The 12,199-nt window shown below is 73.8% G+C and carries 10 protein-coding genes; 4 read left to right on the plus strand and 6 right to left on the minus strand.

All coding sequences use genetic code 11. The features are described from left to right. Positions 1 to 61: 61 nt before the first annotated feature. Together ACGFI8_RS15115 and ACGFI8_RS15120 are read right to left on the minus strand one after the other, a co-directional pair. Positions 62 to 703: a response regulator gene (locus ACGFI8_RS15115; protein WP_392804621.1), complete on the minus strand. Its 642-nt coding sequence runs from the start codon at positions 701 to 703 to the stop codon at positions 62 to 64. Continuing rightward, complete coding sequence (locus ACGFI8_RS15120; protein WP_392804624.1) at positions 700 to 2,745, minus strand: sensor histidine kinase; 2,046 nt, start codon at positions 2,743 to 2,745, stop codon at positions 700 to 702. The genes ACGFI8_RS15115 and ACGFI8_RS15120 overlap by 4 nt, the downstream gene beginning before the upstream one ends. A gap of 115 nt (positions 2,746 to 2,860) precedes the next feature. On the opposite strand from ACGFI8_RS15120, the gene ACGFI8_RS15125 reads away from it, so the two are divergent. Beyond that, on the plus strand, positions 2,861 to 3,373 hold the full coding sequence (locus ACGFI8_RS15125) for a GNAT family N-acetyltransferase (protein ID WP_392804626.1): 513 nt from the start codon (positions 2,861 to 2,863) through the stop codon (positions 3,371 to 3,373). A gap of 9 nt (positions 3,374 to 3,382) precedes the next feature. On the opposite strand, the gene ACGFI8_RS15130 is transcribed toward ACGFI8_RS15125, so the two are convergent. After that, complete coding sequence (locus tag ACGFI8_RS15130) at positions 3,383 to 6,376, minus strand: putative bifunctional diguanylate cyclase/phosphodiesterase (protein ID WP_392805383.1); 2,994 nt, start codon at positions 6,374 to 6,376, stop codon at positions 3,383 to 3,385. A gap of 140 nt (positions 6,377 to 6,516) precedes the next feature. Between ACGFI8_RS15130 and ACGFI8_RS15135 the strand changes: the two genes are divergently transcribed. Continuing rightward, the gene (locus tag ACGFI8_RS15135) at positions 6,517 to 7,263 is read left to right on the plus strand and encodes an N-acetyltransferase (RefSeq protein ID WP_392804629.1); all 747 of its coding nucleotides are present in this window, start codon (positions 6,517 to 6,519) and stop codon (positions 7,261 to 7,263) included. A 16-nt stretch (positions 7,264 to 7,279) separates the two neighbouring features. Here ACGFI8_RS15135 and ACGFI8_RS15140 read toward each other — a convergent pair whose 3' ends face one another. Beyond that, positions 7,280 to 9,166, minus strand: a complete 1,887-nt coding sequence (locus tag ACGFI8_RS15140; protein WP_392804632.1) for a diguanylate cyclase domain-containing protein — start codon at positions 9,164 to 9,166, stop codon at positions 7,280 to 7,282. A 185-nt stretch (positions 9,167 to 9,351) separates the two neighbouring features. Continuing rightward, positions 9,352 to 9,936 (minus strand): hypothetical protein, encoded by a 585-nt coding sequence (locus tag ACGFI8_RS15145; RefSeq protein ID WP_392804635.1) that lies wholly within the window; start codon positions 9,934 to 9,936, stop codon positions 9,352 to 9,354. Between the two features lie 194 nt (positions 9,937 to 10,130). Here ACGFI8_RS15145 and ACGFI8_RS15150 point away from each other — a divergent pair, with 194 nt between their 5' ends. Further along, positions 10,131 to 10,790 (plus strand): DUF2267 domain-containing protein, encoded by a 660-nt coding sequence (locus ACGFI8_RS15150; RefSeq protein ID WP_392804638.1) that lies wholly within the window; start codon positions 10,131 to 10,133, stop codon positions 10,788 to 10,790. A 370-nt stretch (positions 10,791 to 11,160) separates the two neighbouring features. On the opposite strand, the gene ACGFI8_RS15155 is transcribed toward ACGFI8_RS15150, so the two are convergent. Further along, on the minus strand, positions 11,161 to 11,397 hold the full coding sequence (locus ACGFI8_RS15155; RefSeq protein ID WP_392804641.1) for a hypothetical protein: 237 nt from the start codon (positions 11,395 to 11,397) through the stop codon (positions 11,161 to 11,163). A 589-nt stretch (positions 11,398 to 11,986) separates the two neighbouring features. Between ACGFI8_RS15155 and ACGFI8_RS15160 the strand changes: the two genes are divergently transcribed. Further along, on the plus strand, positions 11,987 to 12,199 hold a 213-nt coding region (locus tag ACGFI8_RS15160; protein ID WP_392804644.1), incomplete at its 3' end, for a hypothetical protein.

The raw sequence follows: 12,199 nt of genomic DNA on the forward strand, positions 1-12,199 counted from the left end.
GTCCGCCGAGCAACGGTAGGACGGCTCCCGCCGCGACGGCGGGGGCCGTCAGCCGTTCGGCTCAGCGCGGGCGGCCGAGGCCGGCGTCGCGGGCGCGGACGATGGCCTGGCTGCGCTGGCTGAGGTGGAGCTTGGTGAGGATCGTCGAGATGTTGTTGGCGACGGTCTTGCCGGACAGGTGCAGCCGCTGGCCGATCTCGGTGTTGGACAGGCCGGCGGCGAGATGGTCGAGGATGTCGCGTTCCCGGGGAGTGAGCTCGGGGAACGGCCCGTCCTGCGGGGGTGGCGCGGCGAACCAGGTTCGCAGCCGGGCGGCGAGTGCCGCGCCGAACACCGGTTGCCCGGCGGCGGCCGCGTGGATGGCCGCGACGATGTCGGTACCGCCGGCGCCCTTGACCAGATAGCCGAGGGCACCGGCCTGAACGGCGGCGAAGACCGTCCCGTCGTCCTCGAACATCGTCAGGACGAGCACCGCCGAGCCAGGTGCCTGGGCCTGGATCTGCCGGGTGGCCTCGATGCCGTGCAGGCCCGGGAGTTGCAGGTCCATGATGACCACGTCGGGCCGCAGTTCGACGGCCAGGCGCACGGCGTCGCGGCCGTCGCTGGCCTCACCGACGAGTTCGATGTCTCCGACGGTGTCGAGCACCGCGCGCAGCCCCTGGCGTACCAGGGGATGGTCGTCGGCGAGCAGAACGCGGATCATGACGGCTCCGGGAGCGGGAAGTGGGCGGTGACGGCGCCGCCGTCCGGGCCGGGACCGGCGTGGCAGCGGCCGCCGAGTTCGGCGGCGCGCTCGCGCATCGCGGTGACCCCGACGCCGGGCAGCCAGGGCCCGGCGGAGGTGCCGTCGTCGCCGACGTCCAGCACGAGCTCGCGGGCCGACGCCGACAGGCGTACGCGACAGTGTTGCCCGTTGCTGTGGCGTACCACGTTGGTGATCGCCTCCACGGCGGTGCGGTAGGCGGCGACCTCGACGGCGGCCGGCAGGTCCGGCAGGTCGCCGGCGTCGATGGTGCACCGCAGGTGGGAGCCGGCGGTGAGCCGGTCGGCCTGCGAGCGCAGGGCACCGACGAGCCCGAGGTCGTCCAGCGCGGCCGGGCGCAGGCCGTGAACGACCTTGCGCAGGTCCGACAGGGCCTGGCCGGCGGCCTCCTTCGCCCCGTCGACGTGATGCCGCGCCGCGACCGGGTCGGTGTCGATGCGGGCGCGGGCGGCGTCGAGGGTGAGGCCGATGGCGGTAAGGACGGGCCCGAGGCCGTCGTGCAGCTCGCGGCGCAGCCGGCGGCGTTCCTCCTCGCGGGCGGTGACCAGCCGCTGCCGCGAGCGCAGCAGCTCGTCGGTCAGGGTCCGGGTGTGCAGGGCCATGCCGAGCTGCCCGGCGATGTCGGACAGCAGGTCGCGATCGCGGTCGTCGAGGTCGTCCTCGCCGCGGCGCGGCGACACCAGGAGAAAGCCTTCGACCTGTCCCTCGTACGTCAAGGGCCGGCGCACCAGCGGCTCGGCCGCGACGCCGTGGGAGGCGACCGGGCTGCCGTCGGCGCTCTCGATGGCCACGTAGGGCAGCCGCAGGATGGTGGCGATCGCGTCCGCGAACGAGCCGAGCGCCTCGCGGCCGGACATGGCGTTGAGGCGCTGCCCGAGGTCGCGCAGGGTGCGGTACGGATCCTGCCGGCCGCCGTAGAAGAGCCGATCCACGACGCGCTGGCTGCGGTCGCGCAGCGGCACGAAGCACAGCGCCACGGCGACCGCCGCGACCGGCGCCGCCACTTGCCGGGAGACGACCTGGGCCGCGGCCGCGGACACGGCGGCGAAGGCGATGACCAGGGCGGCGGTGATCACGCCGTATGCCAGGGACCTGCGCAGGATCGTGTCGATGGACCACAGCCGGTACCGCAGCACGGGAACGACCAGGGTGAGGACGAACACCAAGGCGTCCACGACGTTGCTGCCGCCCGGCAGCCGCCCGGTGACGGCCAGCGGGAAGGACGCCAGGGCGGCCATCACGCCGACCGCGCGCCATTTCAATTGCTGGCGGGCGACGCCCCGGGCCCGCGCGAACCGGACCACGACCCCAACGCCGGCGACCAGGCCGAGCAGCACCACCACCGGTGCCAGCACGAGCAGGCCGTCGGCGACCCGTCCGACCGCGGTTGCGGCGGTGAGCGGATGCGACACCCCCGGCGCGCCGCCGGCCACGTCGCGCAGGCTCGAACTGCTCAGCATCCCGGCCAGCAGGACGAGGGCCGTGGTGGTGACGAGCACCTTCTCGAGCAGGCCGCCCCACCTGCTGGCCGGCCGGCCCGACGGAAACCGGATGTTGATCAGGCCCTGTGCCGCGATCGGCGCGAAGCCGAAGGCCGAGACGGCCAGCCCCCAGCGTGCCGCCGCGCTGCGGTCGCCGTGCACGACGGCCTCGTACGACGGCGGCAGGATCAGCATCTGGACGACGACGAGCACCGCGGCACCGGCGAGCATCCACCCGAACGGCAGGTCCGGGCGCCGGTCGATGAGCAGGGCACCCGCCACGCCATAGGCGATCATCGTGACCAGCGGTTCGAGCCAAGCCGGAGACCCGTCGCCGGAGTCGGGGAAGCGATGGCCGCCGGTCACCCAGGCGAGCAGGAACACCACCCCGACCAGGACGGCCGCCAGCGTCGCGGCCGCCCACCGGCTGGCGTCGCGGCTCGGGTGCGTCTGCGCGGCGTCGATGCGGCGAGTATGGCAACCCGGCCCGGCCCTGACCATCGGCCGCGGTTCCCGACCCGCCGGGAACTCCTTCCCGGCCGTCCGGGATGCCGGCCCCGAACCGCCGGCGTCGCGATGATCGTCTTCGCCGCCGCGGGGCAGTACGTTCGACATCATGAGGCTGCGGCCGTACGGCGAGGATGACCGCTGGCTGACCGCGGCACTCGAGGGCGACCCCGATGTCATGCGCTACCTCGGCGGCCCCGCCCCGCTGGGCCGGGTGCAGCAGGTGCACGAACGGCGCGTCGGCGCGGCCGGCGGCGAGTGGTACCGCACGATCCTGGCCGGCCCGGACGACGCCCCGGCGGGGGTGGTGGCCGTGTTCGGCACCGCCTGGCAGGGCGAGCAGATCCCCGAGCTGGGCATCATGCTGCTGCCCGGCCTGCGGCGGCGGCACGGGCTCGCCGTCGGGGCCATCCGGCTGATCGTGGCGGAGGTGCGCGCCTCGGGCCTGGTGCCGCGGATCCACGCGTTCATCGGGGCGGCCAACGCGGCCGCCGCGGCGGTGGCGCGGCGGGTGGGGTTCGTCAGCGCCGGGCCGGTCGACGTCGACTACGAGGGAGTGCCGATCCGGTGCGAGCACTGGCTACTCGACCTGGGCGCTTCGCCGGCCGAACTGGCCGGCTGAACGGGCCCGTCAGGCGGCGGCGGAGCCGACCCGCCCGGTCGTCGCGGAGTTGTGCTCCAGCCACGCCGGCACGTCGGCGAAGGGCAGCGGCCTGGTGAAGAGGTAGCCCTGGCCGAAGCCGCAGCCCATGTCGACGAGCCGCTGGCGGTGCGCGGCGGTCTCGATGCCCTCCGCGACCACGTCCAGGTCGAGGGTGTGCGCGAGCTGGACGATGCCGCGCACCAGGTCGTACTGGCGGGGCGAGCTGGCGACGGTCTCCACGAACGACCGGTCGAGCTTCAGCGCGTCCACCGCCACCCGGTGCAGGTAGCTCAGCGAGGAGTAGCCGGTGCCGAAGTCGTCGATGGACACCCGAACCCCGGCCCCGCGCAGCGCGGCGAGGTCGGCGTGGATGTGCTCGTCGTCCCCGAGCAGCAGGCTCTCGGTGATCTCCACGATGAGCGCGTCGGCGGGCAGTTTCGCCTGGGCCAGCTCGCCGAGGACCCGCTGGACGAAGCCGGGCGAGCGGAACTGCCGTACCGACACGTTGACGCTCATCGTCAGCCCCTCGGCCGGGTACAGTCGGCGCAGCCGTACCGCGGCGTCGATCGCGTGGCGCACCACCCAGTCGCCGAGCGGCACGATGAGCCCGCACTCCTCGGCGATCTCGATGAACTCCAGGGGCGGCACCAGCCCGAGCGACGGGTGCTGCCAGCGCACCAGCGCCTCGAAGCCGTGCGGCCGGCCGGACTCCAGGTCCACGATCGGCTGGTAATGCAGCACGAACGCGTCGTCGGCGAGCGCCTGGTCGAGGTCGGTGCGCAGCCGCATGCGGCGCATGGTCTCGGCGTCCATCGCCGAGGAGTAGCGCCGCCAGCGGTTGCCGGTGCTCTTCGCGCTGTTCAGCGCCACGTCGGCCGTGCCGAGCAGATGCGCGGCGTCGGCCGCGTCGGCGGTCGTGGCCACCCCGATGCTCGACCGCGCGCTGACGACGCTGCCGCCGACCACGATCGGCGCGCTGAACTCGTCGAGGATCCGCTGGGCGAGCTCCTCGACGCGGTCCGCCTCGGCGGCGGTGACCAGCACCCCGAACTCGTCGGCGCCGAGCCGGGCCACGGTGGCCGTGCCGGGGCACACCCCGACCAGGCGCAGACCGAAGGCCCGCAGCAGCTCGTCGCCCACGTCCTGGCCCATGGTGTCGTTGACGGTACGGAAGCCGTCGATGTCGATGAGCAGCACCGCAGCCGGCGCCCCGCCCGCCCGGCCGGCGCCCGCGACGGCCGCCTGAACGCCGTCCTGGAAGCGCAGGCGGTTGCCCAGGCCGGTCAGCTGGTCGAGGTACGCCCGGTCGAGCAGCTCCCGCTCGAGGCGGCGGCGCTCGGTGACGTCGTGGAGGGTGAGCACCAGGCCGCCCACGGTCGGCTCGCCGGTGAGGTCCCGGACGGTGACCTCCACCTCGGCGATGGTCCCGTCGGCACGGCGGGCCAGGTGCAGCTCACCGCTGTCGGCGCCCGGCCCGCCCGGCAGCGGCCGCAGCAGGTCGGCGATCGGCTGCCCGACGACGTCGGCGCCGCCGAAGAGCTGCCGCGCCGACGGGCTGGCGTAGGTGACCCGGTCGTCGCGGCCGCCGACGATGAGGATCACGTCGGTGGCGTTGAGCACCAGGGTGCGGAAGTACGCCTCGCTGTTGCGCCGCGTGATCTCCCGATTGAGCGCGATGTGGTCGATCATGCTGGCCGCCTGCCCCGCCAGCACGCGCGCCGACTCCTGCAGGTCCACCAGGGCCCGCTCGGCGGCGGCGACCCACAGCTCGCCGAGCCGGACGCCGCCGATGGACAGCGCGCAGTGCAGGGCCAGCTCGAAGTCGCCCAGTTCGCGGGCGAGCCCGGCGGGAAGCTGCGCGACGTAGCGCATGCTCATCGCGCCGCCCTCGGTGCTGTACTCCGGTACACCGGGTGTGTGGACCTGCAGGACGATGCGGTGCGGGGTGCCCGCGCGCAGCAGCGAGCTGATCGCTCCCCGCACGACCCGCTCGACCGCGGTCACCTCGGTCGCCGACAGCAGCGCCTCGCACGCCCGGCGCAGCTCCCGCTCGCGGACCAGGGTGTGCCCCACGCTGCGGGCGGCGAGCCACACCCGGCTCAGCGACAACGCGACGAGCGTGGCCGAGCCGACCGCGATGACCACCCCGTTGTGCACCGGCCCGGACAGCGCCTCGGCGAACAGGATGCCCGGCGCCACCAGCGAGGCGATGCCCAGCGCCGCCCGCCGCGGCTTGAGCTGCGTCGAGCCGATCACCCGGGGCTCGGTGAGCTGCACCATCGACGGGTGCAGCGCGGCGAGGCCGCCGGCCACGAAGAAGACGATCCAGCCCAGGTCCACGAAGCTGCCGAGGTCCCAGTCACCGTCGAGGCGGCGCAGGCTGAACACCACGTCGGAGACGAGCAGTACCGCGCCCGAGGTGAGCAGGAGCGCCACGCTCCAGCAGCGGCGCGCTTCGAGGGCCAGCCGGACCATGATCGCCAGCAGGAGCACGTCGCACAGCGGATAGGCGATCGACACGGCCTTCCGGGCCGAGTTGAGGCCCGGGTCGCTGAGGTACGGGTCGATGAGGAACACCCAGGCCAGCAGGCCCGCGCCGGCGGTGAAGATCAGCGAGTCGATGACCGTCGCCCAGTCGCGGTTCTTCGCACCGGACCGGCTCAGCCGCAGCAGGCCGAGCAGCAGCAGCGGGAAGGTCGCGCCCAGCGACACCGCGTCGGCCGCCGACGGGAAGGCCGAGGAGTGCAGCACGTTGGTCTGGATGACCGCGGTCGCGGTGCCGACCGCGAAGGCGAACGAGCCGGCGGCCCACAGCCACCAGGGCAGCCGCCGCCGCGGCCGGTGCCGGGCGACGCCGTAGGCCATTGCCGCGAGGGTGCTCACGACGATGCCGGCGAACCACAGCAGCCCGGCCGCCGGCGCGGCGATGTAACATACCGCAAGGGTGAGTGCACAGAGCGCATAGGCCCAGGTCAACCGCATCGTCACGGCCGCTCCCTCCTGCGCGCCAAGAGCTACTTTGTCCTGCCGGACGGGGGCGGGCAAGGTCTGATCCGTCAGCACTACCATCGGCCGGGCGGCTCGTGGGGTGAAGGTTCCGGCCGATCTGGCAGGGTGCCGGCATGGACTTTGCCTGGCTTGAGGTGACCACGCTGGCCGAGCGGCCCGACCGCATGCCGCTGACCGCGGCCTTCGACGACCCGACCGTGGCGCCGTTCCTGTATCAGGACCCGGTGTCCGCCGCGCTGTTCGCCGAGCTGGTCGGGCGGCATCCGCAGTACACGCTGCTCGCCGTCGAGCGCGACGGCGAACGGGCCGCGGCGATGGTGTGCACCCTGCCGTTCACCGCCGGCGGCGCGCTGCCGCCGGGCGGCTACGACGCGGTGCTGCTCGCCGCGGCCGCGGACACGCTCGCCGGGCGCACCGGCGCGGACGTGTCGGCGCTCTTCGCCACCGTTCGCCCCGACCTGCGCGGCCGCGGCGTGTCGGGCCACCTGCTGGGCCTGGCCCGGCGCAACGCGGCGCGGCTCGGGCACGCGGCGCTGTTCGCCCCGGTCCGCCCGACCCGCAAGCATCTGCACCCGCAGCTGCCGCTGGAGCGCTACGTTGCCCGGCGCCGCCCGGACGGTACCGCCGACGATCCGTGGCTGCGGGTGCACGAACGGGCCGGCGGCCGCTTCGTGGCGGTGGCGCCGCACTCGATGACGATCACCGCCGAGCTGGCGCGGTGGCGGGAGTGGACCGGCCTGCCCTTCGACCGGCCCGGGCCGGTCGCCGTCGCGGGGGCGCTGAGCCCGGTGCTGTGCGACCCGGAGCGCGACGTGGCGACCTACGTGGAGGCCAACGCCTGGTACCGGCACGACCTGTGAGCCGGGCGCGTTGACGTCACAGCTGTGCGGCGGCCTGACGGTCGCGGCCGTGCTTCGCCGAGTACATCGCGGCGTCGGCGTCGCGCAGCAGGTCGTCGGCCCGGGTCAGCGACCCGCAGGCGACCCCGATGCTGGCCCGGATCGGCACCCGCGCCGCGTCGATCGTGACCGGCTCGGCGAAGGACTCGTGGACGCGCAGCATCAGATCCTCCGCATACGCCATCGTCGTCGCCGGCAGCAGGACCGCGAACTCGTCGCCGCCGAGCCGGGCCACCGTGTCCGAGGCCCGCACGCACTGCCGCAGCCGATCCGCGACGGCCCGCAGGAGCGCGTCGCCGGCGTGGTGGCCGTACGTGTCGTTGACGGCCTTGAACCCGTCCAGGTCGATGATCAGGATCGATGCGATACCGCCGGCTGCGGCGATCCGCTCGGCGAACAGCGTCCGGTTCGCCAGCCCGGTCAACGGGTCGTGGGTGGCCTCGTGCCGCAGTCGTTCCTGGAACGCGACGACCTCGGTGATGTCGTGCGCGTTGTAGACCACCCCGCGGATGCTGGGCACGTGCACCAGATTGGTGGCGACCGCGGAGAGCCAGCGCACCGTGCCGTCCGCGTGCGGCACCCGCAGCCGCAGCGTCGTGCTGGTGCCGGGGCGGGCGAGCAGGTCGGCGAGCAGCGCGCGGAACTCGTCGCGGCCGTCAGCCACGGTCAGCTCCTCGACCGGCCGGCCGATCACCGCGTCGGCCGGGACACCGAGCGTGCGTTCGACGGCCGGGCTGGCGTATGCGACGACGTGGCCGACGTCGGCGATGACGGTGACGTCCGAGGAGTGCTGGACCAGCGCCCGGAAGCGCTCCTCCTGCTCGGCGAGCGCCCGCATGCTGCGGTCGACCTCGCCGAGCAGCCGGGCGTTGTCGGCGAACGCGATGAGCTGCCGGGTCACCACGATCCCGGTGACCAGCACCACGCCGACGACCACGCCCCAGACCCGCACGTTGAGCCGGCCGCCGGCCAGGGAGACGACCAGCAGCCCGAACACCGCGGCCACGCCGATGTACGGCAGCAGGCTGAACGGCCGGGTCGGGCGGCGGGCCAGGATGTCGGGGTCGGCGTGCAGGTTGACCTCGTTGATCCGGGGCACCGCGGCGAGCAGCACGCAGGGCACGAGCCGGGCGAGCATCGCCACCTCGGGCCGGGCCACCTGCACCAGCCCCGGCGTCAGCCCGGTGCTGAGCCCGACCAGCACGCCGGCCACGCCGGCGCTCCACCCGGCGATCGGGGTGAACGGCATGTTCCGGCCGAGCATCAGCTTCACCAGGCCGAACGACCCCGCCAGGCTCGTGCCGGCGGAGGCCAGCGTGATCAGCAGCGCCGCGCCGCCCGCGCGCACGTCGATGCTGGGGGAGAGGTACCACACGAAGACGGCGGTCGCCGCGACGACCGTGGCCGCGTCCAGGACGAACCGCAGCCGTTCCCGCCCGGTCGTCCGGGTGGGGTGGATGACCATGGCCAGGAGGCACACCAGCGAGCCGAGCGTCACCAGCGCCGACTGCACGGCCCCGCCCTCGACCATGCCGGCGACCGGGGTGGCGAACGTCCGGACGCCCTGGATCGTGTCGGCCACCGTGAACAGCACCCCGCTGACCACGATGAGGCGCCAGAACCGCCGGGTGGAACCGGACAGGGCCGGCAGCGCGCTCATCCGCGCCGACAGGACCGCGAAGATCACGTCCAGCAGCACCTGGATCGGCCAGAACAGTACGAGCTTGGCCCCGGCGCCCGCCCCCGGAACGAGGTACCACACGACACAGACGCCGGTGAGCGCGAGCAGGACGCGCAGGAGCGGATCGCGCAACATCGCGGCGGTGGCCGTCTGGCGCGATCGCTCCTCACCGGGTGTGCTCACGGCACTCCTTCATTTGCGCCGGACTCTACCGCCTGGACAGGTACCGTAGAGTGCCGTCCTTATCGTCCATACGGCCCTTGATCTGAGTAAGGATCAACGGTCTCTGCGGCGACCGCGACACACGGCGAAGCCCGGGAGGCCGCCGTCGGTGGCGTTCCCGGGCTTCCTGAGTAGTGCTCCGTTGCTTAGATGAGCCACCGGTTGCGCTGGACGATGGGGAGCTTGGCCCAGCGGCGGCCGAGGCCCCAGGTGTGTCCGGCGTAGGCGGTGGCCAGGACGATGAGCACCGCGGCGTAGATGAAGTGGTAGTCGGTGAGCGGGTTGGTCGAGCCGCTGGGGGCGCCCTTGGCGGTGTGCTGGGCGAGGGGGAATTCGGCCAGCCACATCATGGCCATGATGAGGGTGCCGGAGGCTGCCGCGATGCGCAGGCCGATGCCGGCGGTCAGGGCGATGCCGATGCCGAGCATGCCGAGCATGAAGAGCCAGTTGGCGTACCAGGTGCCGGCGATGGTGTGGAAGAAGCCTTGCAGGGGACCGGCGTCGACGGAGGCGAGGAAGCCCTTGGTGGGGTTGCCGCCGTTGATCCAGGCCCTGGCCTCGGGGGTGGCGTAGCCGAGGCCGAAGGTCTTGTCGGCGAAGGCCCACAGGAAGACGAAGCCGGTGGCGTAGCGCAGGACGGCGAGGGTTTTGGCGGCCGTCTTGGTGAGCATGCTGCCGGGGGCTTCGACGCGCTCGAGGTGGCTGGCCTGGTGGATGTGTGCGGTGCTCATTTCGGCCTCCTGCCGTTCCCTGTTGACACACATATCGTCATCCCGGGCCCGTGCCGGCCGCCCGTGCCGAATTTCCCCAACCGTCCGGGACCCACGTCCCCTCACCACCGGGACCTCCTGCCGCCGGCCGACGTTTCGGCCGGGCGGTGCACGGTAGTTGTTGGGGTGAGCTGGCACCCGATTCCGCGGGAGGGATGACCATGTCGCCGTCCGGAGGAGACGCCTTCAACCATGCGTTGCACACGGCCAACATCTGGGTCGCCGACGTCGAGAGCGCGTTCGGCACCAACGACCGTCGCTTCGCGCAGCGCGCCGTGCGGGCCTGGCTGCACACGCTGCGCGACCGGCTCAGCGTCACCGCGGCGGTGAAGTTCGGCGCCCAGCTGCCCGAGCTGCTGCGCGGGATCTACTACGACGGATGGGAACCGAGCCGGGCGCCGGAGCGCTACGGCGCCGACGAGTACGTCCGGCGCTTCTCCACCCAGGCCGCCGTACGCGCGACGCAGGTCCCGGCGATCGCGGCCACCGTCACGGAGGTCATTGGCCAGCACATGTCGCCCGGTCAGCTGGCCGAGACGACGGCGGAGCTGCCCACCGACCTGCGCGACCTGATCACCGGCGCGTCGCCCGGGCCCCGCCAAGCCGCCGCCGCACCGACCCGCGGCCCGGGCGCCGACCGCGTGGCCCTGCTGGAGGAGCGGGTCGGCGACCTCACGGCGGCGGTGCGCGCGCTGGCCCGGGGCCTGGAGGACGGCCGGGGCGACCGCAGCGGCATCGACCAGAGCCAGGTCACAAGGGCCGCCCGCCTGGCCGATGAGATCCTGGTGGCCGGCGGAATCCAGCACGGTTCGTGACGCCCACGAGAGCCTGACGACCGGGGAACCCAATACGGCCTGTGACGCCGACGAGGTCCTGGTGGCCAGCGGAATGCAGCGCGGCCCGTGACGCCGACCGCCGCGGCGAAATGCCGCGCCGGCTCGGACTCCGCCTGCAGCCCCCCCGCGGCCCGGCCCGGCGGCCCTCACCCGGCCGGCGCCACTGCGACCTCGCCGTAGACGCGGGGCTCGCCGGGTTGGTAGCGCACCGCGACATCGGTCGGTGCGTCAGCTGCGGCGCGGCCGGTGCGACATCGGCCGCGCCGACCGCTCGTTCGCCCGCCGAGCCGTTGTCTCAGCCGGGACAGCGCCGCCGCCGGTCAGGTGAGGCGGCGACGCGGTTGGGATGTCAGTGGTTACGCTGGCGCCAGGTGGCCATGGTGGCCTCGATGCGGCGCTGGTTGCGGGTGCTGCCGAGGCCACGCTTGGCCCGCCCGTAGAGCCAGATGGCCCCGCCGACGACCAGCGCGCCGACGATGAGATAGAAGATGCTGCCGAGCAGCGCGTGGAACAGCCAGCTCGCGATCGCGCCCACGATGAACAGGCCCACGACGACGGCTACGGCACCTACCAGGAAACGACCCATGCATCCAGCATGCTCCCGCGGCGCAACGGCGGCATCAGGGGTTTCCCGGACTCATACGCCCAGGGTGGCGCCGCCCCCCGTCGACGCAACGACGCATCGGAGGTCTGCGACTCGTGCGGCCCTGTGGTGCCGCACGCCCCAGCGACCACCGACAGACGTGCGCGGCCAGCGTCGGTCCCCCATGATCACGGAGTGCCCGCGTACACCCGTGTACGAGAACACTCCGTGATATTGCCATGTCGTGCGAGCGGGCGACAGGGACCCGTGCGGCCTTGATGGCGTGCGTCCCGCGGCCGCGGTCCACGGCGCGCCGGCCGGCCGATGGGGCTGCCCACCTCGGTGCGCCGGCCGGTGATGAGTCCGACCACCGGGAACGGTGCGCCGGCCGGGGGCGGGGCCGGCCACCGCCGCGGCGACTGCTGTCACGGTCCGGCCTAGCCCCAGGTGCTGGCCGGGGGTGGATTCGCCCGCCGGGCGGTGTGCTGGCTGGTGGTGAGGCTGGCCGCCCGCGGCGGCAGCGGCAGTCGCGGCCCGCCCTGGCCCAGGTGCTAGTCGGCGGTGGGGCCGGCCGGCGAGGGTGCGCCGGTCGGTGGTGGAGCCGCCGTCGGCGCCGGTCGCCGCCAGGGTCGACCTGCGAGCGCGCTGGGTCGGTGGTGGGGCGGCCCTCGGCGGCGGGGCGGTGGCGGCGGCGGGGTCGATCGGCGGGCGCGCTGGGTCGGTGGTGGGGCGGCCCTCGGCGGCGGGGCGGTGGCGGCGGCGGGGTCGATCGGCGGGCGCGCTGGGTCGGTGGTGGGGCGGCCCG

The organism is Dactylosporangium sp. NPDC048998 (genome assembly GCF_043197855.1).
Lineage (GTDB): Bacteria > Actinomycetota > Actinomycetes > Mycobacteriales > Micromonosporaceae > Dactylosporangium.